General features: G+C 68.3%; 20 protein-coding genes. 11 read left to right on the top strand and 9 right to left on the bottom strand.

The features are described 5' to 3' along the window. Positions 1–128: 128 nt before the first annotated feature. The 5 genes from HOV91_RS11095 to HOV91_RS11075 all read left to right on the top strand — a co-directional run bounded on the left by HOV91_RS11095 (position 129) and on the right by HOV91_RS11075 (position 4,043). Complete coding sequence (locus HOV91_RS11095; protein ID WP_174185362.1) at positions 129–1,394, top strand: aspartate kinase; 1,266 nt, start codon at positions 129–131, stop codon at positions 1,392–1,394. Positions 1,395–1,397: 3 nt separating this feature from the next. After that, entirely contained in the window at positions 1,398–2,432 is a 1,035-nt protein-coding gene (locus HOV91_RS11090; protein WP_174185361.1) for an aspartate-semialdehyde dehydrogenase, read from the top strand. 107 nt (positions 2,433–2,539) lie between these two features. After that, positions 2,540–2,803, top strand: coding sequence for a type II toxin-antitoxin system Phd/YefM family antitoxin (locus HOV91_RS11085; RefSeq protein ID WP_312884560.1), 264 nt, complete (start codon positions 2,540–2,542; stop codon positions 2,801–2,803). Next, positions 2,800–3,057, top strand: a complete 258-nt coding sequence (locus HOV91_RS11080) for a Txe/YoeB family addiction module toxin (RefSeq protein ID WP_174185360.1) — start codon at positions 2,800–2,802, stop codon at positions 3,055–3,057. The genes HOV91_RS11085 and HOV91_RS11080 overlap by 4 nt, the downstream gene beginning before the upstream one ends. 62 nt (positions 3,058–3,119) lie before the next feature. Then, positions 3,120–4,043, top strand: coding sequence for an aminotransferase class IV (locus HOV91_RS11075; RefSeq protein WP_174185359.1), 924 nt, complete (start codon positions 3,120–3,122; stop codon positions 4,041–4,043). A 15-nt stretch (positions 4,044–4,058) separates the two neighbouring features. Here the strand turns inward: HOV91_RS11075 and HOV91_RS11070 are convergent, their stop codons facing one another. Further along, the gene (locus HOV91_RS11070) at positions 4,059–5,408 is read right to left on the bottom strand and encodes a serine hydrolase domain-containing protein (protein WP_174185358.1); all 1,350 of its coding nucleotides are present in this window, start codon (positions 5,406–5,408) and stop codon (positions 4,059–4,061) included. A gap of 73 nt (positions 5,409–5,481) precedes the next feature. Next, complete coding sequence (locus tag HOV91_RS11065; RefSeq protein WP_174185357.1) at positions 5,482–6,723, bottom strand: APC family permease; 1,242 nt, start codon at positions 6,721–6,723, stop codon at positions 5,482–5,484. A 549-nt stretch (positions 6,724–7,272) separates the two neighbouring features. Here HOV91_RS11065 and HOV91_RS11060 point away from each other — a divergent pair. Further along, on the top strand, positions 7,273–7,698 hold the full coding sequence (locus tag HOV91_RS11060; protein ID WP_174185356.1) for a Fur family transcriptional regulator: 426 nt from the start codon (positions 7,273–7,275) through the stop codon (positions 7,696–7,698). Between the two features lie 63 nt (positions 7,699–7,761). Next, positions 7,762–9,222 (top strand): catalase, encoded by a 1,461-nt coding sequence (locus tag HOV91_RS11055; RefSeq protein WP_174185355.1) that lies wholly within the window; start codon positions 7,762–7,764, stop codon positions 9,220–9,222. Positions 9,223–9,459: 237 nt separating this feature from the next. Here the strand turns inward: HOV91_RS11055 and HOV91_RS11050 are convergent, their stop codons facing one another. Further along, positions 9,460–9,855 carry a VOC family protein gene (locus HOV91_RS11050; protein ID WP_174185354.1) on the bottom strand — a complete coding sequence of 132 codons (396 nt, stop codon included), beginning with the start codon at positions 9,853–9,855 and terminating at the stop codon, positions 9,460–9,462. 840 nt (positions 9,856–10,695) lie between these two features. Between HOV91_RS11050 and HOV91_RS11045 the strand changes: the two genes are divergently transcribed. Further along, entirely contained in the window at positions 10,696–11,922 is a 1,227-nt protein-coding gene (locus HOV91_RS11045; RefSeq protein WP_174185353.1) for a cytochrome P450, read from the top strand. A gap of 132 nt (positions 11,923–12,054) precedes the next feature. After that, positions 12,055–12,645 carry a TetR/AcrR family transcriptional regulator gene (locus tag HOV91_RS11040; RefSeq protein ID WP_174185352.1) on the top strand — a complete coding sequence of 197 codons (591 nt, stop codon included), beginning with the start codon at positions 12,055–12,057 and terminating at the stop codon, positions 12,643–12,645. A gap of 66 nt (positions 12,646–12,711) precedes the next feature. On the opposite strand, the gene HOV91_RS11035 is transcribed toward HOV91_RS11040, so the two are convergent. The 4 genes from HOV91_RS11035 to HOV91_RS11020 form a co-directional block, all read right to left on the bottom strand. After that, positions 12,712–13,950, bottom strand: coding sequence for an FAD-dependent monooxygenase (locus HOV91_RS11035; protein ID WP_174185351.1), 1,239 nt, complete (start codon positions 13,948–13,950; stop codon positions 12,712–12,714). A 152-nt stretch (positions 13,951–14,102) separates the two neighbouring features. Further along, positions 14,103–15,827, bottom strand: coding sequence for an allophanate hydrolase (gene atzF / locus HOV91_RS11030; protein ID WP_174185350.1), 1,725 nt, complete (start codon positions 15,825–15,827; stop codon positions 14,103–14,105). Further along, positions 15,828–19,439, bottom strand: a complete 3,612-nt coding sequence (uca, locus tag HOV91_RS11025; RefSeq protein ID WP_174185349.1) for an urea carboxylase — start codon at positions 19,437–19,439, stop codon at positions 15,828–15,830. A 12-nt stretch (positions 19,440–19,451) separates the two neighbouring features. Then, positions 19,452–20,159, bottom strand: coding sequence for a GntR family transcriptional regulator (locus HOV91_RS11020; protein ID WP_174185348.1), 708 nt, complete (start codon positions 20,157–20,159; stop codon positions 19,452–19,454). 167 nt (positions 20,160–20,326) lie between these two features. On the opposite strand from HOV91_RS11020, the gene HOV91_RS11015 reads away from it, so the two are divergent. Beyond that, positions 20,327–20,785, top strand: a complete 459-nt coding sequence (locus tag HOV91_RS11015) for a hypothetical protein (RefSeq protein WP_174185347.1) — start codon at positions 20,327–20,329, stop codon at positions 20,783–20,785. A gap of 33 nt (positions 20,786–20,818) precedes the next feature. On the opposite strand, the gene HOV91_RS11010 is transcribed toward HOV91_RS11015, so the two are convergent. Both HOV91_RS11010 and HOV91_RS11005 read right to left on the bottom strand, forming a co-directional pair. Next, positions 20,819–21,547, bottom strand: coding sequence for an SDR family NAD(P)-dependent oxidoreductase (locus HOV91_RS11010; protein WP_174185346.1), 729 nt, complete (start codon positions 21,545–21,547; stop codon positions 20,819–20,821). Between the two features lie 313 nt (positions 21,548–21,860). After that, entirely contained in the window at positions 21,861–22,733 is an 873-nt protein-coding gene (locus HOV91_RS11005) for an SDR family oxidoreductase (RefSeq protein WP_174185345.1), read from the bottom strand. A 206-nt stretch (positions 22,734–22,939) separates the two neighbouring features. Between HOV91_RS11005 and HOV91_RS11000 the strand changes: the two genes are divergently transcribed. Next, positions 22,940–23,338 (top strand): YunG family protein, encoded by a 399-nt coding sequence (locus HOV91_RS11000; RefSeq protein ID WP_174185344.1) that lies wholly within the window; start codon positions 22,940–22,942, stop codon positions 23,336–23,338. The last annotated feature ends 2 nt before the right edge of the window (positions 23,339–23,340 follow it).

Genomic DNA, 23,340 nt, shown 5'->3' with positions numbered 1-23,340 from the left:
GTGCGATCGGGATCGGATGCGGCTGTGGGTTTTTCCACAAGCCGGGTAGGTAGCGGCAAAACCGCTGGCCTCGGCCGGTAGTCTGAATGACTGTTACCAGTTTGTTGTCGATCTTGGAGGACCCTGTCGTGGCTCTCGTGGTTCAGAAGTACGGAGGATCCTCGGTGGCGACCGCCGAGCGGATCCGGCGCGTCGCTGAACGGATCGTGGAGACCAAGAAGCAGGGCCACGATGTGGTGGTCGTCTGCTCCGCCATGGGCGACACCACCGACGAGCTGCTCGATCTCGCCCAGCAGGTGGCGCCGTCGCCGCCGGCCCGCGAGATGGACATGCTGCTCACCTCGGGTGAGCGCATCTCCAACGCGCTGGTCGCCATGGCCATCCACTCCCTCGGCGCCGAGGCCCGCTCGTTCACCGGCTCGCAGGCCGGGGTGATCACCACGGGTGCGCACGGCAACGCGAAGATCATCGACGTCACCCCTGGCCGCGTGCGCGCCGCGCTGGACGAGGGCCTCGTCGTGCTGGTCGCCGGCTTCCAGGGCGTGAGCCAGGACAGCAGGGACGTCACCACCCTCGGCCGCGGCGGTTCGGACACCACGGCCGTCGCGCTGGCCGCCGCGCTGGACGCGGACGTCTGCGAGATCTACACCGACGTGGACGGCGTCTTCACCGCCGACCCGCGGATCGTGCCCGACGCGCAGCGGCTCGAGCAGGTCTCCTACGAGGAGATGCTGGAACTGGCGGCCTGCGGCGCCAAGGTGCTGATGCTGCGCTGCGTCGAATACGCCCGCCGCTACAACGTGCCCGTGCATGTGCGCTCGTCCTACACCGACAAGCAGGGCACTTACGTTTACGGATCGATGGAGGACATCCCCTTGGAGCAAGCAATCCTCACTGGCGTCGCGCACGACCGCAGCGAGGCCAAGGTGACCGTGGTCGGGCTGCCGGACGAGCCGGGTTACGCCGCCAAGGTGTTCCGCGCCGTGGCCGACGCCGAGATCAACATCGACATGGTCCTGCAGAACATCTCGAAGATCGAGACCGGCAAGACCGACATCACTTTCACGCTGCCCAAGTCCGAGGGGGCCCGCGCGGTCGAGATGCTGACCAAGCGTCAGTCCGAGATCGGCTTCTCGCAGGTGCTCTACGACGACCACATCGGCAAGGTGTCGCTGGTCGGCGCGGGCATGAAGAGCCACCCCGGCGTCACCGCCACCTTCTGTGAGGCGCTGGCCAAAGCGGGTGTGAACATCGACCTGATCTCCACCTCGGAGATCCGGATCTCCGTGCTGGTCAAGGACACCGAGCTGGACGAGGCGGTCCAGGTGCTGCACAAGGCGTTCGACCTGGGCGGCGACGAGGTCGCGGTGGTCCACGCCGGAACGGGGCGATAAGCCATGGGTATTCGGGTAGGAGTCGTCGGCGCGACCGGACAGGTCGGCGCCGTCATGCGGAAGCTGCTGGACGAGCGCAACTTCCCGGCCGACGAGGTGCGCTTCTTCGCGTCCGCGCGTTCGGCGGGCAAGACGCTGCCCTGGCGCGGCCGGGAGATCGTCGTCGAGGACACCGAGACCGCGGATCCGTCCGGCTTGGACATCGCGCTGTTCTCGGCGGGCGCCACCATGTCCCGCGTGCAAGCGCCGCGTTTCGCCGCGGCGGGTGTCACGGTGATCGACAACTCCTCGGCGTGGCGCAAGGACCCCGAGGTCCCGCTGGTGGTCAGCGAGGTGAACCCGGAGCAGACCCGCAACCTGGTCAAGGGCATCATCGCCAACCCGAACTGCACCACCATGGCGGCCATGCCGGTGCTCAAGCCGCTGCACGACATCGCCGGTCTGCGCCGGCTGATCGTGTCCAGCTATCAGGCGGTCTCCGGCAGCGGCCTGGCCGGTGTCGAAGAACTGGCGAGCCAGGCCCGCGCGGTGATCGACGACGCCGAGCAGTTGACTCACGACGGCCGCGCCGTGGACTTCCCCGCGCCGAACAAGTACGTCGCGCCGATCGCGTTCAACGTGCTTCCGCTGGCCGGTTCGCTGGTCGACGACGGCTCCGGGGAGACCGACGAGGATCAGAAGCTGCGCAACGAGAGCCGCAAGATCCTCGGCCTCCCGGATCTGGCGGTCAGCGGCACCTGCGTGCGCGTGCCTGTCTTCACCGGTCACTCCCTGTCGATCAACGCCGAATTCGCCGAACCGCTCTCGGCCGAGCACGCCAAGGAGATCCTGGCCAAGGCCCCGGGCGTCAAGCTGGTCGACGTGCCGACGCCGCTGGCCGCCGCGGGCATCGACGATTCGCTCGTCGGACGCATCCGGCAGGACCCGGGTGTGCCGGACGGCCGCGGACTCGCGTTGTTCATCTCCGGTGACAACCTGCGCAAGGGCGCCGCCCTCAACACGATCCAGATCGCCGAAGTGCTGCTCAGCAACCGCTGAGAACTTTCCCCTTCGAACGGGCCGCGAGATTCTCGCGGTCCGTTCGTCGTTTCCGGATCAGGGGCATCGGGCGCACGGCGGCGCAGTGGTACCATATGTTGTACTACTTGCTGGGAGGAATCATGGCTTCGGCGATTACCGCGAGTGAAGCGCGCAGAAACTTGTTCCCCCTGATCAGGATGGTCAACGAGGATCACGACACGATCGAGATCGTGTCGAAAGGGGGGAACGCTGTGCTGATGTCGAAGGATGATTACGACTCGCTCATGACCACCGTGGAGTTGTTGAGCGGGCGCGACGGTGCTCGTCTACGCCGATCGATCCAGGAACTCGAAGGCGGAGGCGGCGTCGAACGCGACCTCATCGAATGAAGGTCGTTTTCTCCGAATCCGCATGGGAGGAATACTCGGCGTGGCTGCAGCGCGACCGGCTCGTGCTGAAGAAGGTCAATGTCTTGATCAAAGCGATCCTGGCCGATCCCTTCCAGGGCATCGGCAAGCCTGAGCCGTTGAAGCACGACTTGGCGGGGTACTGGTCACGCCGCATCACGCAGGAACATCGCATCGTCTATCGAGTCGTGGACGATGCGATTTGGATCGCCAAGGTCGGCAAGCACCACGACTGATGCGTGCCGGCCGGTGGAAAATCGCCTGGCTCGGCGCACAGCGCGACTGTTAGCCTGCGCCGATGGCTCATCCTCATCCTCATGTGTTTCTCGGCGACCGGTTCGTTGCGGCTGATGCCGCCACGGTGGGGGTCGCGTCGTCGGCGGTGCTGTACGGGCTCAGTGTCTACACCGTCTTCCCGGTGCACGTGGATGGGGCAGCGCGGACGGCATTCCGTTTGGACGACCATTTCCGTCGGCTCGAGGAGTCCTGCAAGATCATCGGGATCGATCGGTTCGCGGCGGAGTGGGATTTCGAGCGGTTCCGTGCGACCGTCGTGGAACTGATCGCGGTGAATGCTCCGCGTGCGGACGTTTTCGTGCGGGCGACGGTGCACGTGGTCGAGTCCATTCCGGGCACTCGGGTGCGGGGCTGTGCGATTCAGGTCAGCATGTTCGTCTACGACGCGGTGCCGATCGTCCCGCAGGACGGCATGCGCCTGAAGTCAAGCCCGTGGCGCCGCATTCCGGACAACGCGATACCGTCTCGCGCGAAAGTCAATGGGGCATACGTGAATTCGGTTCTGGCCAAACAGGACGCGATCGACAGCGGCTACGACGATTGCGTTTTCCTCGACGGCAACGGGCACGTCTGCGAACTCAGCGCGGCGAACATCTTCCTCGTTCGCAACGGCACGCTGATCACTCCGGACGTCTCCTGCGACATCCTCGACGGCATCAATCGCAGGACCGTTCTCACCTTGGCGGCCGAAGACGGCATTCCGGTGGTCGAACGCACCGTCGACCTCACCGAGTTGTACATCGCCGACGAAGTCTTCGTGACCGGAACGTCGGCCGGTGCGGCACCGGTGGTCGAGGTGGACGGACGCGTGGTCGCGGACGGTGTGCCCGGCCCGATCTCCCAGGCGCTGCGCAAACGTCATCACGCGGCACTGCGCACCGACAGCGTGCACGGCTGGGTCACGGACTTGTCCACCGCCCGGTAGTTCACGACGCGTCGCTCAGCGGATACCCGGGGTGCGCGGGTCGGTGCCGAGGCAGGCGAGGATGGCGCACCCTGGCGGGGTATCCGCGAACGGCGGGGCGAGCGGTTGATTCAGGCACGCGAAGACATTGCAGCCCGGATAGGCGGCGGGCCCGATGCCGAACACGGCGATCAGGATGTCCGTGTCGACGAAGCGCCGCGGGTCCAGCCGCAACGGCGGTTCGACGTACGGGCCCGGGTCGGGCACCGGACGGTCGTAGAACGCGTCGAACACCTTGCGGAAGAACTCGTAAGGCAGTTCCTGCGTGTTCTGCACGATTCCGGACAAGCCCTGGCCGCTGACGTTTCCGAAGACGCCGGTCCACACCACCGTGAGATCCAGACTCGGAATGACGAAGACGTTCTGCAACCCCAGGCCCGCCATCGCGTACACGTCCTCGGGCAGGTAGTCCGCGATCTCGGCGCAACCGCTGCCGAGCCAGAACAGGTATCCGTAGCACGCGTTCGCGGGTGAGGGCGTGCGTGCCTTCCGCAGGTAGTCGAGCGAGACGATCTGCTGTTCGCCCCACCGCCCGTCGTTGCTCACCAAAAGACCCAGCTTCGCGAAGTCGTTCGGCGGAATCATCAGGTGCGCGTAGCCGTAGGTGTGCCCGGAGCGGTCGCGGGCCCAGTAGTAGTCACTGCGGGGAATGCCGAGCTGATCGAACAATTCGCGCTGCGCGAACTGTTGCAGCGGTTCGCCGACGGCCAGTTCCAGCACGTAGGCCAGCAGGTCGACGTTGCGCTGGCTGTAGGTGAAGACGGTGCCCGGCGGATTGTCCAGCGGCACGCCGAGCGCCTGCACCGGGCTGTCCGGGTCGATCGGGATGACGCCGGTGACACCCTCGGTCAGCACGCCGACCCGCATGCCCGAGGTCTCGGTGAGCAGGTTCTCGACGGTGATCGACCGGTGTTCCGCGTCGCCGAGGCCCGCGGGCAGGTAGCGGTCGATCGGTGCGCCGAGTTCGAGCTTGCCTTGGTCCCAGGCGATTCCGGCGAGCAAGGAGACGACGCTCTTGGTCGAACTCCAGATATTCCATGCCACATTGCCGGTCTGGTTGTTCGTCAGCCCCTCGCCGATGAGGCAGTTGTGCCGGAACACCTGCACGTTGAAACGGTTTCGCCCGGCCGCGAACGTCATCGCCTCGCGCAGCTTCGCGGAATCCAGCCCGACCTGTTCCGGCGCCGCCCGCTCCAGGTCACGTCCCGAAGTGACGGCGCACCGCACGTGATCGCCGGGCGCGGCGACCGCATTCGCCGCGAAGAGATTGCCCGCCACCAGCGAAACCGCCGCGATTCCTGCCAGGAATCCACCGAAACGCCCCATGCGCAAAAGGCTAGCGCTCTTCGGCCTGTTCAGTCGGTCAACAGGCGGGGGCGACGGTTGGCTGGGTTCGGCGTCATCGGCGGTAGCGCCTACCCAGTGCGTAGAGCGCCGTGCCGATCGCCAGCGCCCCGAGCCCGCCGAGGACGGAACCCAGGGGCAGGGAGAACCCGACGACCACACAGCCCACCGCACCGACTACCGGTATCCACCGGGGCGGGCGATTCTCCTCGGCGGTGAGCGTCGCGGCGCAGATATTGGCGATCAGGTAGTAGAAGAGCACGGTGAACGAGGAAAACCCGATGGCAGCGCGCAGATCGAAGAGTGCGGCGACCACGGCGACGATCGCTCCGACCACCAGTTCCGCGCGATGCGGCACGCCGAACCGCGGATGCACAGCGGCGAGCGCGCCCGGCAGGTAACGGTCCCGCGCCATGGCGAGCACCGTGCGCGATACGCCGAGGACCAGTGCGAGCAGCGATCCGGCCGCCGCGAGCACCGCGCCGATCCGCACCACCGGGGCGGCCGCTGGGACGCCCGCCGCACCGACCATTCGCGCCAGTGGGTCGGTGGCCTGGGCCAGCCCGGCCGAGCCGAGCACACTCAGCGCCGCGACCGCCACCAGCGTGTAGACCGCGAGGGCGATTCCGAGCGCGATCATGACGGCGCGGGGAATGGTGGTTCGCGGTTCGCGTACCTCCTCGCCGAGCGTGGCGATGCGGGCGTATCCCGCGAACGCGAAGAACAGCAGTCCCGCCGCGGTGAGCACGTCACGCGGACCGATCCGGTCGGGCAAGGCCGTTGCCGCCGAGTGCGTTCCGGCCAGCCCGATCACGATCACCGCGGCCAGCACCGCGAGCACCAGCGCGACGAGCACCCGCGTGGCCGACGCCGACTTCTGTACCCCGGTGTAGTTCACGGCGGTGATCGCCACCACTGCGCCGACCGCCACGGCATGGGCCTGCTCGGGCCAGGCGTAGCTACCGACGGTGAGCGCCATCGCCGCACAGGAGGCCGTCTTCCCGGCGACGAATCCCCACCCCGCGAGATATCCCCAGAACGGTCCCAGCCGCTCCCGTCCGTATACATACGTCCCACCGGATACGGGATACCGCGCCGCCAGCCGCGCCGACGACATCGCGTTGCAGTACGCAAGCAGCGCCGCCACCGCGAGCGCAACCAGCAACCAGCTTCCGGCCGAAGCCGCCGCGGGCGCCAGCGCCGCGAATATCCCCGCCCCCACCATCGCGCCCAAGCCGATGACAACCGAATCGGTGAGCCCGAGCCTGCGGTGCAAGGTCTCGTCCTGCGCCTTCATACGACGCATCCTCCCGCACCGTCCCCGACCCCGCAGCACAGGTACGCGGCGGCGAAGACCGAGCGGTGGACCGACCGGAGTTCATGACGAGGCTCGACGGGCGTACGACATGACAGCGCCGCCGGGTTCGCGAGGAACCCGGCGGCGCCGTGAGCTCGGACACCATGCCGGTGCCGCAACCGTGGTCGACGTCCCACAAGCGCCTCTCGGCGGGTGGTCGCTCGAAGCGACGAAGGGGATGCGGCCCGGGGCTGTCCGGACGCCGACTTCGGGTGTCGACGTCCCACAAGCGCCTCTCGGCGGGTGGTCGCTCGAAGCGACAAAGGGTGCGGCCCGGGGCTGTCCGGACGCCGACAGGGGGTTCAACCACGGGTCCCGGCAACCTATTCCGGCACTGATTTGTGACGCTCGCCACTTGGATTCGGCCCGGTCGAGGCGCTGTGACGGGTGTGTCCCGGCCGGTAGGCCCTCCTTTTCGTGCCGGAAGTTTTCTTGACTGATTCCAGATTGTTTTCTTGACTTATTCCAGAAAAGGGCCAGAATCGAAGCATGCACACCAATGGCGCCGCTCCCCGCGAGTGGCTGCGAGCAGCGGGGATGCGGGTCACCGCCCCGCGGATCGCTGTGCTGAACGCGGTCGCGGCGCGGCCGCATTCGGATGCCGACACGGTGGCCGCCACCGTCCGGGAAGCGCTGGGTTCGGTGTCGACACAGGCGGTCTACGACGTCTTGCGCACTTGCGTGCGCGCCGGAATCCTGCGCCGCATCGAGCCTGCGGGCTCGTCCGCGTTGTACGAGACCCGGATCGGTGACAACCACCACCATTTGGTGTGCCGAAGCTGCGGTGCGGTCGCCGATGTCGACTGCGCTGTGGGCGCAGCCCCCTGCTTGGACCCCTCGGACGCTCACGGATTCGTGGTCGATGAAGCCGAGGTCGTCTTCTGGGGACTGTGCCCGACGTGCCGTTCCCAGTAGCGGTCCACCCTCTCATGCCCGGGCAGCCCTCCCGGGACGATGTTCACCAGCCGAGGAGACTCCATGACCAAACCGACGACCACGAACACCGGAATCCCGGTCGAGAGCGACGACGAATCGCTCACCGCGGGCGCGCAAGGCCCGATCCTGCTGCACGACCACTACCTCATCGAGAAGCTGGCCCAGTTCAACCGCGAACGGGTGCCGGAGCGCATCGTGCACGCGAAAGGCGCGGGCGCATACGGTGAGCTGGTCGTCACCAACGACGTCAGCGGGTACACCAAGGCGAAGCTGTTCCAGCCGGGTGCGCGCACGGAGTCGCTGGCGCGGTTCTCCACCGTGGCCGGTGAGCAGGGCAGCCCGGACACCTGGCGTGACCCGCGCGGTTTCGCGGTGAAGTTCTACACCGAGGACGGCAACTACGACCTCGTCGGCAACAACACGCCGATCTTCTTCATCAAGGACCCGATCAAGTTCCCCGACTTCATCCGGTCGCAGAAGCGTTTGCCCGGCAACGGCCTTCGCGACCACAACATGCAGTGGGATTTCTGGACCCTGCGTCCGGAGACCGCCCATCAGGTGACCTGGCTGATGGGCGACCGCGGCATCCCGAAGACCTACCGGCACATGAACGGCTACGGTTCGCACACCTACCAGTGGGTCAACGCCGCGGGCGAGCGCTTCTGGGTCAAGTACCACTTCAAGACCGACCAGGGCATCGAGTTCCTGACCCAGGCCGACGCCGACCGGATCGCGGGCGAGGACGCCGATTACCACCGCAAGGATCTGTGGGAGGCGATCGAGCGCGGCGAGTTCCCGAGCTGGACGGTGTACGTGCAGGTCATGCCGGTCGCGGAGGCCGATGGCTACCGGTTCAACCCGTTCGACCTGACCAAGGTGTGGTCGCACCGGGACTACCCGCTGATCGAGGTCGGCAAGTGGACGCTGAACCGCAACCCGCGCAACTACTTCGTCGACATCGAGCAGGCCGCGTTCGAGCCGTCGAATGTCGTGCCCGGCATCGGCTTCTCGCCGGACAAGATGCTGCTCGGCCGCGTCTTCGCCTACGCGGACGCGCACCGCTACCGCATCGGCGCGAACTACGCGCAGCTGCCGCCGAACCAGGCCAGGGCGGCGGAGGTGAACTCCTACTCGAAGGAGGGCGCCATGCGCTACTACTACAACGACCCGAGCGTCCCCGTGTACGCGCCGAATTCGTTCGGCGGCCCGCACGCCGACCCGGAGAAGGCGCCCGACGGCGGCATCTGGGACTTCGACCCGGCCATCGTCCGGGCGGGCTACGTCAGGCACGCCGAGGACGGTGACTTCACCCAGGCGGGCACCCTCGTGCGCGAAGTGCTCGACGACGCGCAGCGCGAGCGGCTGGTAGGCAACATCGTCGGTCATGTGCTCGGCGGTGTGCGCGAGCCGGTGCTCAGCCGGGTCTTCGAGTACTGGAAGAACGTGGACGCCGACCTCGGCAAGCGGGTCGAGGAGGGCGTGCGCGCCGGGCTCGCGGACTGATCGCACGGAAGGCAGGTGCGCGCCACGGCGTGCGCCTGCCTTCGGCGTGTCCGGCCGATGTTGTTCTGCCCGGTGTGTGCCGGGTGCCAGATCTCCAAGACGCTCGCGGCCGCGGCGCTGCTGTACGCGCATCCGCGCCGGGTGGCCCACGGGAGACAAGACCGGCGCCGGCTCCTACGGGTCCGCCGACGACGTCGCGATCGTGGAGGCGTCCGACCGGAGGCGACACGGCTCAGGTCATTCGCCGCGCGGCTGGTCCGCCAAGACGGATTCGGAAAACCGGGCGACTTCCATATCGATCTCCTGGATCTGGAGCGTCACGCCGTCCGGATCGATGACCCGCAGGCTGCGACCGAAGTCCTCGTCGTGGATCTCGTAGTCGTATCCGCGAGCGCGCAGCCGGTCCGCGACCACTTCCAGCTTCTCGTCGGTGGCGAACCCGAGTTCGACCGATCCGGCCGGGCGACCTTTCGACACCCGGAAGTCGTGCAGTCCGACCGCGCCCGCCGCACCCGAGAGTTGCGCCCAGACATCGAGACTCGCCTCCGGATCGAGCGCGAGGCCGAGACCCGCGTAGAACTTCCGGCACGCTGCCACGTCCGCGACGTACCTGATGGGCAGGACAGTAAGCATCTTCACTCCTTCTCCGAACAGCTGGTCCGAGTGTGGAGCGAGATCGAGCGCCGCGGCACTTCCCGGCGGTGCATACGCCGGGATCCGACACGCAACGCGGTCCACATGACGGATTCCGTCACGGCGGACAGTCGCATCGTCCGGTCGTCGCCGCTACCAGGGGGCGGCGTTCCGGTGTAGGTGCCTTGCGACGGAGGTACGGCGAGGCCGGCCTGCGAAGCGCGGAAGGCTCCGCGACGTGCGGTAGTAGACCTGGCCGGGGTAGTCGGCCAGGTTCGGACACCTACAGCAGGCCCCACCAGTAGAGCAGGCTGGCCAGAATCCAGACCACCACGGTTTCCATCGTCGCTCCCAATCTCCTTGGCGCACTTGTCACCATCATCCCGCGATCCGGGGTCCTGCGGTAGGCGCTTGCCGGGTCACCACTTGGTAAAGCCCGCTCACCTGCGGATTTGATCTTGCAAGGAGTTCTTAAGTGCGCGCCAAGCCCGCGCCTGCATTGTTTCTACCGCAGGGAGGACAAGCCTCCGCCGGAGGTGCGAACCGGGGAACGACCTGTCTCGCGGGGTGACAGGCCGGGCCTCGGGGACGGTGTCCGCCGGGCCGGTCTACGAGGGGTGGCCGGCCCGGCGGACGCGGGACGCGCAGCGATCGCGCGCCGGCTCTTCCCGGAGCTGACCGGCAACGAAATGGTTGTTGCCGCTGCCGAAGGTAACCGACGAGTGTGTGGCGCCGGGTCCGGCATGGCGAAAGGGCGGCTGGGCTGGTCGTAAGGGTGATCGGCCCACCGAACTGCAACCGGTTCTAGACAGTTTTGGTATTTTGTCTTACTGTCGATACATGGTGAACGTCGCGTATCGGTCGGCTCCGGTTTTCGAACTTCGTTCCGGCCCCACGTGGGCCTCGCCGTGGGAGATGTACGCGGCGTTGCGTGCGCACGATCCGGTGCAGCACGTCGTACCGCCCGCGCGGCCCGAGAACGACTATTGGGTGCTCACCCGCCATGAGCACGTCTACGCGGGGGCGCGCGACAGCGACACGTATTCCTCACGCGACGGGTTGACGGTGGAATACGGCGAACTCGACGAACTGGGCCTGTCCGACAACCCGCCACTGGTGATGCAGGACCCGCCGCAGCACACCGACTTTCGCAGGCTGGTAGCGCGCGGGTTCACGCCGCGGCAGGTCGAGGAGGTCGAGCCGGTGGTCCGCCGGTTCGTGCGCGACCGGCTGGACGACCTCGCGGCCCAGGGTGGCGGCGACGTCGTCCGGCAGCTGTTCAAGCCCCTGCCGAGCATGGTGGTGGCGCACTACCTCGGCGTGCCCGAGCAGGATCGAGCGAGGTTCGACGGGTGGACCGACGCCGTCGTCGCGGGCAGCATCGATCGGGCGAACGCCAAGGCACAGGCGGCGTCGGCGGAGATGATGGGGTACTTCGCGGAGCTGATCAAGCGCAGGCGCACCGATCCGGGCGAGGACACCGTGTCACTGCTCGTCCAGGCGGGAATGGCCGCCGACGACACGGACGTGCGCGGCCTGGTCCAGATCCTCGCCTACACCTGGACCATGGTGGCGGGGGGCAACGACACCACGACGGGCCTGCTGGGCGGCGCGGTCCAACTGCTGCAACAGAATCCGGACCAGCGCGCCGTGCTCGCCGCGGAGCCGGACCGGATTCGCGTCGCGGTGGAGGAGTTCGCCCGGCTCACCTCGCCGGTGCAGGGGCTGGCCCGCACGACGACGCGCGATGTCGAACTGGCTGGGCGGACAGTGCCTGCGGGGCGCAAGGTGCTGCTGGTGTTCGGGTCCGCCAACCGGGACGAGCAGGCGTTCGGCGCGGATGCCGCCGACCTGGACATCGACCGTAACCCGCAGCGAATCCTCACCTTCGGGCACGGCCCGCACCACTGCCTGGGGGCGGCCGCCGCGCGGATGCAGGCCCGTGTCGCGCTCGAGGAGTTGCTCGATCGGTTCCCGGAGTACGTGGTCGACATCGACGCGGTCGAGTATGCGAACGGCCCGTACGTCCGGAGGCCGACTACCGTGCCCTTCCGGTGCAGGGGCTGAGCGGCGCGGTCGGGGCAGCGCGGTCGGGGCAGCGCGGGCACACACTGCTTCGTTCGCCCCGAAGTGGGTGTACGCGAGCCGCGGAGTTCGGTGCCGCGAGTGCGGTGGACCAGGAGAGGACGAGGACACACTATGAGTGGCGATTGGCTGGCCGACGGCCGCGCCGAACTGGCCGGTGAGCGCATCCTCGACGCGGTGCGCGCGCTGTTCATCGACAAGGGCGTCAACGGTGTCGGCATGGCCGAAGTCGCGGACGCCGCAGGCTGTTCCAGGGCGACGCTGTATCGCTACTTCGAGAACCGGCAAGCGCTCTACGTGGCGTTCGCGGGCCGGGAGGCGCGTCAGTTGGTCGAGCGGGTGTGGCGCGACCGGGCGGTGCCTGCGAGCGCGGAGCCGGGGGAGCAGTTGCTCGGCACGTTGACCGCGCTGCTGGCCGAGGTGCGCAAAACGCCGCACCTGGCGGTCTGGTTCGAACCGTCCAACGTGGGCATCGTTGCCCAGCTGGCGAATTCGCCGGGCGTGATCGACGCGCTCGCCACGAACTTCGTCGCCGGTTTCCGCCCTGGATTGCCCGCGCTCGCGGCCGAGCGCGTCGGTCGGTGGGTGGTGCGGGCGATGGTGTCGCTGCTGACGCTGCCCGGCGCGGGCGAGGACGAGGAACGAGCGATGCTGCGCAATTTCGTGTTGCCGTTCCTGCTCGACGAACGCACCGTGATCGACTGATCCCGGTACGTCGTCCGCCCGGCGCGCGGAAACCCGGTCCGAGCGTGCCCACTGCGACGCACGGGTTCAGCGCCCGGCGGTCACCGCCGAGTAGTCGGGCAGATCGTAGGTCTCGGTCTTGCTGAGCATCCGCAGCACGAGCGGGCGCATCGCCTTGGACATCATCAGCTTGCTGAGTACGTGTCCCGCGCGGATGCCCAAGCGCGACTTGGGCGTCATGGCGCTCAAGCCGCCCGGCTGCAACTGCTGGGCCTTCCGCACGAAGGGGCGCAGCACCTCTTCGTAGCGGGTCAGGCCCGCTCGGGGGTTGCCTGCGTGCGCGGCGAGTTCACCGGCGAGGACGTACCCGCCGACCAGTGCCATGGCGGTGCCCTGCCCGGTGAGCGGTGAGCCGCAGTACCCCGCGTCGCCGAGCAGGACCACCCGGCCCTCGACCCAGCTCGGCATGTCGATACGGGCCAGCTCATCGAAGTAGAAGTCCGGCGCCTCGGACATGGCCTCCGCGATGCGGGCGGACTCCCAACCGCCGCCGGCCAGGCGCGCTCGGATGAACTGCTGCTGCGCGGCGACGTCCCGGCGCAGCGCGGGATCGGCCGCGGCGCGGATCACGACGAGCGCCTTGCAGGTGGCGGGATCGGCGTCGGGCCGCATGCCCAATCCCGTGGCACCGACCAGCGAATGCATCGTGAACCAGTGCGGCTCCAGGTCTTCCGGCCGTGGCAGCGTGAAGAACGACATGTAGCCGCCCAGGTACGTGGTGAATTGCTCTTCCGGGCCGAACACCATCCGGCGGGTGGCGGAGTGCAGGCCGTCCGCGCCGATCACGATGTCGAATCGCTCGGCGGCGCCGGAGGCGAAAGTGACGTCGACGCCCGCGTCGTCCTGCCGGATCTCGGTGATCCACTCCCCGTACCGGTAGTCCACCCCGCCCTCGGCGGCGAGCAGATCCAGCAGCACCTGGTTGAGATCGCCACGGCTGATCTCGATCTCGGCGACCGCGCCCTTGCCGTCGAAGATCTCGGCGGGCATGCGGAGGATCTCGCGGCCCGCGTCGTCGACGTACTTCATGCCGCGCTCGTCGAGCTGGTATTCGCGGATGCCGGGCATCATGCCCATGCGCTCGGCCACTTCCCGGCTGGGTCCGCGCAGGTCGACCGCCTGCCCGCCCGGCCGCGGCGCCGCGGCGCGTTCCACCACGGTGGCCCGGATGCCGTTGCGGAGCAGTTGCAGCGCAACGGCATTGCCGCCGATGCCGCCGCCCGCGACGAGCACGCGGAGCTGGCTGTTGACGGAATTGGCGTTCATGACTTCCTCGACTCCCACTGGCTTGACCAAATGTCTCAGACATATGTCTAACACGGCACTTGCACGTGTGTCTAGCACAAATGTCTAAACCGGCGACCGGCGAATGGCCCGCGGCGGCGAGGAACTCTCGCGACCACGGGCCATCGGTGCGGCTAGGAGCGATGTCGCAGGTACTCGCGCCAGCTCGTGAGGTGGGTGATGTCGGTGGCGGTGCTCGCGGCATCGTGGGTACAGGTGAAGCCGACAACCTCGCGGCCGTCGGCCAGTTCGATACTGGTCAAGGCCATGGGAGCGGGCAGTCCGGCGAGAAAGCCGCCCAATCCGGCCGCGCAGACGCGGAAGAGTTCGCCTTCGATCGCGGCGCCGCGACCCGGGCCGTGACGTACCAGTCCCGGCTTGGGCGGGGTGGTGTCCAGCGCGGTCAATCGGTAGGCGTCGGTGGTCCGGATGTCACCGACGAAGCGGGCGCCGAGCTGCTCTAGCTGCCAATGCAACGGTTGTCCACGCAGGTGCGCCCCGAAGACGGCCAGATCGACACCGTGGTCGACCAGCAGTGGCGCGCTGTCGAGTCCGAGCAGGCGGGCGGCGAGGTCGATCGCCACCTGATCGGCGAACGCCGGAGTGACCAGCATGACGCCGAACGGCGCGCCGTCGGCGGTCGACGCGCCGGGGACGGCGACGGCGGCCATGTCCAGCAGATTGCAGAAATTGGTGTAGGTGCCCATCCGCCGGTTGATCCCGACCGGATCGGCTCGCACCGCGGCGATGCTCGGGTGCTCGGTGGTCGTCGGCAACAGCAGTGCGTCGAAACCGCGCAGCAGTTCGGCCGCAGCCGCTTTCGTACGGGCGAGCGTGTCCAGGTCGGCGGCGAACGCCGGTCCGGTCTTCGCGCGCGCGGCGCCGATGATGGCGGCGACGGTGGGATCCGCGCCGGCGGGGGCGGTGTCCAGGAACGCGCCGACCGCGGCATAGCGTTCGGCGACGAGCGCGCCGTCGTAGAGCAGCAGCGCGGCGTCCAGCAGGACGGAGACGTCGATCTCCTCGGTTTTCATGCCCGAGTCGGCGACCTCGGCGACGGTGCGGGCGAACGCTTCCCGATACGGCCCGCTGAGCGCGGCCAGATCTTCCGCGCGCGGCACGGCGATCCGCGGCGCGAGCGGGGCGGCCAGCCGGACGTCGGCGGGCCAGGTGCGGCTGCGCGGGTCGCGCGGCTCCGGGCCCGCCATCACCGCGGCCGCGCTGACCGCCAGGTCGAGATCGGCGGCGAAGACCGTCACGGCGTCGTAGTCGGCGCAGGCCGGCACGGTCCCGTGCGCCGGGATCACGCCCAGCGTGGCCTTGATGCCGACGATCCCGTGCAGCGCCGCGGGCACCCGGCCGGACCCGGCGGTGTCGGTGCCGATGCCGATGTCGGCGACGCCGAGCGCGACCGCCGCGGCGGAGCCGGAACTCGATCCGCCGGCCACCAGTTCCGGGTCCAGGGCGTTGCGCACCGCGCCGTACGGGCTGCGCGTCCCGACCAGTCCGGTGGCGAACTGGTCCAGGTTCGTCTTGCCCAGCACCAGCGCACCCGCCGCGGTCAACCGCTCGACCGCCGCCGCGGTGATCTCCGGCAGGTAGGCGAACTCCGGGCACGCCGCGGTGGTCGGCAGGCCCGCCACATCGATGTTGTCCTTGACCGCCACCAGCAGTCCGGCCAGCGGCAACGTCGCACCCGCGGTGAGCCGCTGGGCGAGCGCCGCGGCTTCGGCGGCGACCTCGGCTTCCGGTCGCAGCGTGATCCACACCTCCGGCCGATCGACCTCGGCGATCCGCCGATAGGCGGCCGCGACGCGTGCGACGGGGTCAGCCGGGTTGCCTGGGACGCCTGGGGGCATTCAGTCGACTCCGATCACGACTAGGGGAGTCCCCGGCTCGACTTTGGCGCCGGGGGTGGTCAGGACCTTCAACACGGTGCCATCGGTGGGGCTGTGCACCGGCAGTTCGAGTTTCATCGCCTCCAGGACGACGACCGGCGCACCGGCCGTGACGTGCTGTCCCGGCTCGACCTCCACCCGCCAGACGTTGCCGACCATCGGCGCGGTCACCACGCCCGCGCCGCCGGGCACCCCGGCCAGCGGGTCCTCGACCGGTGCGGCGACCGGCGCGACGGTGGTGCGTTCGAACTCGCCCGCCGCCCGCCATGCCTGTTTCTCCGCCTCGAACGCGGCCGCCTGCCTGGTCTCGAACTCGGCGATGGCGTCGGCCTCGGTGCGCAACAGCCGCAGATGGTCGGCGAGGGCGAAACTGCCTTCGCTCACCTCCGCGTCGAACCGGCCCGCTTCGGCCGCCGCACGGTATTCGAGCAACTGCTCGGCGCCGACCGGCTCCCAGACGATGCGGTCGAAGAACCGGAACAGCCACGGCGTGCCCGCTTCGAGCGGCGCGGACTGCCGATAGCTGGACCAGATCGGCACGGTGCGGCCGATCAGCTGGTAGCCGCCGGGGGAGGCCATCCCGTACACGCACAGGTACTTGCCGCCGATTCCGACGGCGTCGGACGGGGTCCAGGTCCGCGCCGGGTTGTACTTGGTGGTGACCAAGCGGTGGCGCGGATCGAGCGGAACGGCCAGCGGCGCACCGAGATACACGTCGCCGAGTCCGAGGACGAGGTATTCGGCGTCGAAGACGGTGCCGCGCACGTCCTCGACGCTGTCGAGCCCGTTGATGCGGCGGATGAACTCGATGTTGGACGGCAGCCAGGGCGCGGTGTCGCGCACGCCGCTGCGATAGCGGTCGATCGCCTCGGCGATGGACGGGTCGTCGAACGACAACGGCAGCCGGATGGTGCGGCTCGGCACCACCAGGTCGGTCGTGGCGGGCAGCTCGAGTTCGAGTTCGGCCAGCGTGCCGAGCAATCGGTACTGCGGCAGCACCTCGGGATCGAAGTGGATGTGCAGGGATCGGACGCCCGGCGTCACGTCCAGAATGCCGGGCAGCCGGGCGCCGGCGAGGGCCTCGGCCAGCGCGTGCACCCGCATCCGCAGCCCGAGATCCAGCACCATCTCGCCGTATTCGACCAGCACGTTGTCGTCCCCGCCGCGCAGGTACCGCACCCGCGGACGGTCCTGAGTCGCCTCGATGCCGCCGAGGACGCCGCGATCACGCAGGGCCGCGGCAGCATCGGGGACCAGGTCCGGCACGCGCCCGCGGTCGGACGCGCGCAACGCGGCCGCCTCCGCGTCGTCGACCGGCACGAAACGCACCGTGTCGCCGGGACGCAACTGGCCCATCCGCCAGCGATGCGCGGACACCACGGTGAGCGGGCAGGCGAAGCCGCCGAGGCTGGGGCCGTCCGGGCCGAGCAGAATCGGCGTGTCACCGGAGACGTTCAACGCGCCCACGCTGTAGGGGTTGTCGTGCAGGTTGGACGGGTGCAGCCCGGCCTCGCCGCCATCGGTCCGCGACCAGGCCGGTTTCGGCCCTTCCAGGCGGATGCCGGTGCGGTTGGCGTGGCTGGCGACCCGCCACGGGTGCGTGCAGAATTGGGTCATGTCGGCATCGGTGAAGTACGCGGGCGAGGTCTGCGGACCGACACCGACCGCGAGCTGCCAGTCGTGGGTGAATCGCGGCCGGACCTCGGGCGGCACCGGGGCGGGGACGCCGAGGTCGTCGGCGGTTTTCGGGGCGATGCCGAGCACATCGCCGGTGGCGACCGCTTTGCCGGTCACCCCGCCGAATCCGCCGAGGGTGAAGGTGGCCGCGCTGCCGTGATAGAGCGGGGCATCGATACCGCCGCGCACCGCCAGATAGGTGCGCAGTCCGGTGTCGGTGGGTGCGCCGATATCCAGCACCGCGCCCGCGGCCACGGTGACCGGCTCCCACATGGCCACCGGGTGGCCGTCCACCAGCACGGGGGTCGGCGCGCCGGTCACGCATACGACCGTGGTGTCGGAGAATCGCAATTGCGGGCCTTGCAAGGTGCATTCGAGTGCGGGGACGCCGACCGGATTGCCGACCGCGGTATTGGCGAGGGTGAAGGAGAGGTCGTCCATCGGACCGGACGGCGGAATGCCGACCTCCCACAATCCGATCCGGCCTGGGTAGTCCTGCACCGTGGTCATGGTCCCGCCGCGCAGCACATCGATGCGCCGCCCGACCGGGTGGATATCGGCCAGGGTCGTAGTGGTGTGCTCGGTGGCCAGCACCCGGGCGTCGCCCGCGGCTCGGCGCAATTGGGGCAGATTCGTCTGCACGCCGTAGATCCGGGTGGCGACCAGCGCGGTGCGCAACGCGGCGAACGCCTCCGTGCGGCTCTCGCCCGAACTGATCACCTTGGCCAGCAGCGGGTCGTAATACGGACCGACCTCCGAGCCGGTGCCTACCCAGGTGTCGACCCGCACGTCGGCCGGGAAGCGCGCGGCCGTGACCAGACCAGCGCTCGGGCGGTAATCGTGGCCGGGGTCCTCCGCGTAGACGCGCGCCTCCACGGCGTGGCCGGTGATCGCCGGTCCGCTCTCCGGCAGCTCGTCCACCATCGAGGTGTCGCCGCCGGCCAGGCGCAACATCCAGGCCACCAGGTCGACGCCGGTGACCGCCTCGGTGACCGGATGTTCGACCTGAAGACGGGTGTTCATCTCCAGGAACGACGCGGTGCCGTCGTCGGTGTCGTACACGAACTCGACCGTCCCGGCCGAGCGGTACCCGACCGAGCGGGCGAGTTCCCGGGACGCGGCCAGCAGGCGTTGCGACAACGCCTCGGTGAGTCCCGGCGCGGGCGCCTCCTCGATCACCTTCTGGTTCCGGCGTTGCAGTGAGCAGTCCCGGGTGCCGAGGCTGACGACGCGGCCGTGGCCGTCGCCGAACAGCTGCACCTCGACATGCCTGGCCCGTGCGACGAAACGTTCCAGGAAGACGCCCGTCGAGCCGAAGTTCGACGCCGCGACGCGCTGCACGCGTTCGTAGGCCGTGCGCACCTCGTCCTGGCCGAAACAAGCCTGCATACCGATGCCGCCACCGCCGCCGACCGCCTTGAGCATCACGGGGAAGCCGATCCGCTCCGCCTCCGCCACCGCGTGATCGACTGATTCGAGCAGGTCGCTGCCCGGTACGAGCGGCACGCCGACCGCGCGTGCCGCCGCGCGGGCGGTGTGTTTGTCACCGAAGACGCGCAGCTGCTCGGGCGTAGGCCCGACGAAGGCGATCCCCGCGTCCGATATCGCGGTGGCGAAATCGGCGTTCTCCGAGAGGAATCCGTAGCCGGGATGAATCGCCCCGGCTCCGGTCGCCAAGGCCGCCTCGACCACCAGGTCGGCGCGCAGGTAGGACGCCGCGGCGGGGCCAGGACCCAGACGCACCGCCACGTCGGCGTTCTCGACGTGCGCGGCGCCCACGTCGGCGTCGGAGTACACCGCGACCGTCTTCAACCCGAGCGCCCGTGCGGTACGCATGATGCGGCAGGCGATCTCGCCGCGATTGGCGACGAGCACCGTATCGAATTCCAGCCCCACAACCGCTCCCTGCTAATCCGTGGCCAGCGACATCGCCGTGATCGCGCGGGTGACTCGTTCGAGCACCACGTCCAGCGATTCACCGATGTGCGTGTGCAGCAGCCGGTAGGCCAGCGGGAGATCGTCGGCCAGCACGGCGTCCAGGATGCCGAGATGCTCGGCAATTGTGGTCTCGATCCGGTTGTTGACCATGAAGTCGTACATGCGCACGTGGCGGATACGGGAGTTCACCGCCTTGAGCGCGCGCACCATCTCGGTGTTGCCCGCCGCGGTCAGCAGCGTGACGTGGAATTCCTCGTCGCGCACCACGAAACCGGGTTCCTGTTCGGGCGGGTCTGCGCGCAGTTGCAGCCAGGCGGCGCGCTCGGCTTCCAGCAGTTCCCGATCGTGCGTGACGGCCGGGTTGGTCATGGCGCGCTGGAGACCGCCCAGTTCCAGGGTGATTCGCAGCTCGTACAGGTCGCGGATCAGGGGGATGCTCGGGCGCACCGGGCTGAAACCGTACTCTTCGCGTTGCAGCAGTCCATCCGAGCACAGCACGGTCAACGCTTCCCGGATCGGCGTGCGCGAGATGCCGAATCGCGCCGACAATTTCGGCTCGGTCAGGCGTTCGCCGAACTTGATGTCCCCGTTCATGAGCTCGCTGCGCAGCGCCGCGTACACCACGTCGCGCAGCGGTTTGCCCGCCGCGTCCGCCAAGGTGGCTATCCGTGTCGACATGGCTGTGTACGCTATTGACCTCGCATTTCGGTGGGGTGTCCGTAAGTTATCGCCGCGTTAGCGTCTGCTCACCACGCTGTGCCCGACGCTGGGCGAAACGGAATCCGGCGCGGTTTCGACAGAGTTGTCGAGTCGGTTGTCCCTCAGCGAATCACCAAGGAGACGGTATGAAGCGCAGCACGAAGTTCGCCGGAGCACTCGCCGCCGTAGCGGTGGCGCCGATCATCGCGGCGGGTAACGCACAGGCCGACCCGGGCACGGTCTACTTCTCGGTGGGTGGCACCAACTGCGCGATCTTCGGGAATGGTTCCGTCGGCTGCGATTTCGCCTCTCCCCTGCACCTGAGCTACTACATCGGGGACACCTACGTGCCGGTGCCGGTGAAGGTGAGCGAGATCGTGATCGACCAGCCGTGGCTGCCCGCGCATCCGACCTTCGACCTGGGCACCCCCTACACGCTGCCGGGCGGCAATCCCAGCATCTACGACGTGCAGACCGGCTCGGGACAGTGGGGTCCGATCATCGCGCACGCGGGAGCGACCTGCCAGGTCGGCTTCCACGGCAGCTTCGGCTGCCAGGCGTTGGGCCGCGGCTTCACCACCTACGGCGGCACGATCGTCGCGTGATGGTCCACTGACGTGACGGGCACGCCGCCGGGTCTACCGCGGCGGCGTTCCCGCGGCGTCGAGCCGGATGACCTGCGCGTTCACCGTGCTCGCCGCGTCGCCGGCCAGGTAGGCGACCACCGCCGCGGGCTCGGCCGGAGTGATCGCGGCAAGGGCGACTTCGAGTTCCGCGTTGTCGGTCGTGCCGGCCCCGTAGCTGACCGTGTTGACGGTGATCCGCCGCGGCACGAAGTCCGGGGCCACGGCCTGGCCGAGCTGCTCGACCGCGCCGCGCGTCGCGTCGTGCACCGCGCTGCCCGGATCGGCGGGATCGCAGACCGTGATGACCCGGCCCTCGTCGGCCAGATGCTGGAGGGCCAGCTGGAGACCGTGGAACACGCCCTTCACCGTCGTGGCGAAATGGCTGTCGAACGCCTCCGAGCTGAGCTTGGGGAACGGCTCGGATTCCGGCACCGCCGCGGTGTTGACCAGCACGTGCCAACCGCCGCATTCCTCCAGCAGCACCTGCACCAGTTCCTCGTACTCGGTGCGATCGCCGATGTCCGCCGCGAGCGCCTGCGCCGTGCCGCCCGCCTCGGTGATCTCCTTGACCACCTCCGCGGCGGGCTCCGGGAAGTGCGGATGCTGGATCACGACGTGAGCGCCTTGCGCGGCGAGCGTTTTCGCGATCGACCTGCCGAGGCCGGTGTAGGCCGCCGTCACCAGCACGGTCTTCCCGGACAGCGATTCGTCTGCGCGCACGCCATCGACGGGCTTGCTCATCTGCCGACCTTTCGTCGATTGCGGGATCAGGACTTCAGCGATGATATTCCCGCATTCGATCCATTTACTCGTAAAGCGGCAAGTGACCCACGTGTCGGAGTCGTCGTAAGCGGCGGGCCGCCCTGTTCGTGGCGATCGCTCAGGTCCGGCCGGCGCGGGCATCTGTGGCGAGCCCAGCTCTTTCGCGCCAGCGCCGTCACGAACCCGTATCCGGCCGTCCAGAGTTGATCGATCGTGTCGGTCAGCACGTCTTCGGCTTCGAAACGGGCACGGGCGGTGACGATCCCGTGCGCGCGCGTCACCACCCGTATTGCTACGCGTCGACGAACAAGTCGGTGGCCAGCGCGCCGTCGCCCGGGACGACACGGTATCGGTCCAGATCCGTCACGCCGTTGGCGGTCAGCACGTCCTCGTCGAGCAGCAGTTGGCCGGTGTAGGTCGCGGCGGGGCTGGTCACCATGAGCAGGGCGGCGTCGGCGCAGATGTGCGCGGTGCGCGACGCCGCGACGGCCTCCGCGCCGCCGAGCAGGTTGCGCACCGCAGCGGTGTCGATCTTGGTGCGCGGCCACAGCGAGTTCACGGCGATCCCGTAGGGCCGGAACTCCTGGGCCAAACCGATGGTCGCGATGCTGACACCGTATTTCGAGACGGTGTAGGCGACGCCGTTGCCCACCCACTCGGGATTCATATTCAGCGGCGGGGAGAGGGTGACGATGTGCGGATTCCGTCCGGCTCCGGCCGAGACGCGCAGATGCGGCAGCACCAGCTTCGACAGCAGGAACGGGGCGCGCAGGTTCACCGCCTGCATGTGGTCGTAGCGCTGCATGCCGATCTGCTCGGCAGCGGTCAGATCGACCGATCCGGCGTTGTTGACCAGGATGTCGATGCCACCGAACCGGTCGACGACCCGCTCGACCGCCTCCGCCATCGCCTTGTCGTCGCGCACATCCGCCACCAGCGGCAGCACATCACCACCCGCGGCCTCCGCACGCGCGGCGGCGGTGTGGATGGTGCCCGGCAGCTTGGGATGCGGCTCCTGAGTACGGGCGATCATCGCGACGTTCGCCCCCTCCGCCGCGAACCTGACCGCGATCGCCAAGCCGATACCACGGCTGGCTCCGGTGATCACCGCGGTCTTGCCGCTGAGCAGGCCCTCGACTGCATCGTGGGAAGTGGATCCGTGCATAGCTGGTGCTGCCCTTCGGATTCGGGTCGATCGTGCTCCGAGGCTAACCGGCTATCGAGGGACGCGGGAGCGGTTCGGAGGTCACCGCCGAGTGCCACGAGTTCGCTGTCTCGTGCCCACAAAAGAAGGCCCCGACCGTGTACCGGTCAACAAACAACCTGGATGCTTCTCGGTGAGCGAAGTACCCAGCGCGATATGCTAGGTGCGTGAGTTTTGGAACGCTGGAAGCTTTAGCAAGTGCGCTCCACAAATCCTGGTCCGCAGATACTAGTAGTGCTCCCGGCTGGACGGAAGATAACGGTGCCAAGGGGCAATGCGCCGTCACCGCGTGTGTGGTGCAAGATTACCTCGGCGGGCATATTCTCAACACGATCGCTACCCTTCCGAACAATGAAACAGTATCGCACTATTTGAATATCGTAGACGGCAAGATGATCGACCTGACCCGGCAGCAGTTCCCGGAGGGAACGATGTTCACGAAGCCGACAGAAAAGAAGGGTCGATACTCCTCAACTCGCGAGTATTGCCTCTCGTACGAGAGCACCCGGTTGCGATATGAAAAGCTCCGTGACCGGGTTGCTGACTACATTGGTAGCGGCGCGTAACA

Source organism: Nocardia barduliensis (genome assembly GCF_013315795.1).
GTDB classification, from domain to species: domain Bacteria; phylum Actinomycetota; class Actinomycetes; order Mycobacteriales; family Mycobacteriaceae; genus Nocardia; species Nocardia barduliensis.
This window is presented reverse-complemented; position numbering and strand designations above follow the sequence as displayed.

What these genes read in the sequence shown, in the direction of transcription:
- HOV91_RS11090 (WP_174185361.1), top strand. Translation starts at nt 1,398, where the DNA reads ATGGGTATTCGGGTAGGAGTCGTCGGCGCGACCGGACAGGTCGGCGCC.
- HOV91_RS11080 (WP_174185360.1), top strand. Translation starts at nt 2,800, where the DNA reads ATGAAGGTCGTTTTCTCCGAATCCGCATGGGAGGAATACTCGGCGTGG.
- HOV91_RS11075 (WP_174185359.1), top strand. Translation starts at nt 3,120, where the DNA reads ATGGCTCATCCTCATCCTCATGTGTTTCTCGGCGACCGGTTCGTTGCG.
- HOV91_RS11070 (WP_174185358.1), bottom strand. Translation starts at nt 5,408, where the DNA reads ATGGGGCGTTTCGGTGGATTCCTGGCAGGAATCGCGGCGGTTTCGCTG.
- HOV91_RS11065 (WP_174185357.1), bottom strand. Translation starts at nt 6,723, where the DNA reads ATGAAGGCGCAGGACGAGACCTTGCACCGCAGGCTCGGGCTCACCGAT.
- HOV91_RS11060 (WP_174185356.1), top strand. Translation starts at nt 7,273, where the DNA reads ATGCACACCAATGGCGCCGCTCCCCGCGAGTGGCTGCGAGCAGCGGGG.
- HOV91_RS11055 (WP_174185355.1), top strand. Translation starts at nt 7,762, where the DNA reads ATGACCAAACCGACGACCACGAACACCGGAATCCCGGTCGAGAGCGAC.
- HOV91_RS11050 (WP_174185354.1), bottom strand. Translation starts at nt 9,855, where the DNA reads ATGCTTACTGTCCTGCCCATCAGGTACGTCGCGGACGTGGCAGCGTGC.
- HOV91_RS11045 (WP_174185353.1), top strand. Translation starts at nt 10,696, where the DNA reads ATGGTGAACGTCGCGTATCGGTCGGCTCCGGTTTTCGAACTTCGTTCC.
- HOV91_RS11040 (WP_174185352.1), top strand. Translation starts at nt 12,055, where the DNA reads ATGAGTGGCGATTGGCTGGCCGACGGCCGCGCCGAACTGGCCGGTGAG.
- HOV91_RS11035 (WP_174185351.1), bottom strand. Translation starts at nt 13,950, where the DNA reads ATGAACGCCAATTCCGTCAACAGCCAGCTCCGCGTGCTCGTCGCGGGC.
- atzF (WP_174185350.1), bottom strand. Translation starts at nt 15,827, where the DNA reads ATGCCCCCAGGCGTCCCAGGCAACCCGGCTGACCCCGTCGCACGCGTC.
- HOV91_RS11020 (WP_174185348.1), bottom strand. Translation starts at nt 20,159, where the DNA reads ATGTCGACACGGATAGCCACCTTGGCGGACGCGGCGGGCAAACCGCTG.
- HOV91_RS11015 (WP_174185347.1), top strand. Translation starts at nt 20,327, where the DNA reads ATGAAGCGCAGCACGAAGTTCGCCGGAGCACTCGCCGCCGTAGCGGTG.
- HOV91_RS11010 (WP_174185346.1), bottom strand. Translation starts at nt 21,547, where the DNA reads ATGAGCAAGCCCGTCGATGGCGTGCGCGCAGACGAATCGCTGTCCGGG.
- HOV91_RS11005 (WP_174185345.1), bottom strand. Translation starts at nt 22,733, where the DNA reads ATGCACGGATCCACTTCCCACGATGCAGTCGAGGGCCTGCTCAGCGGC.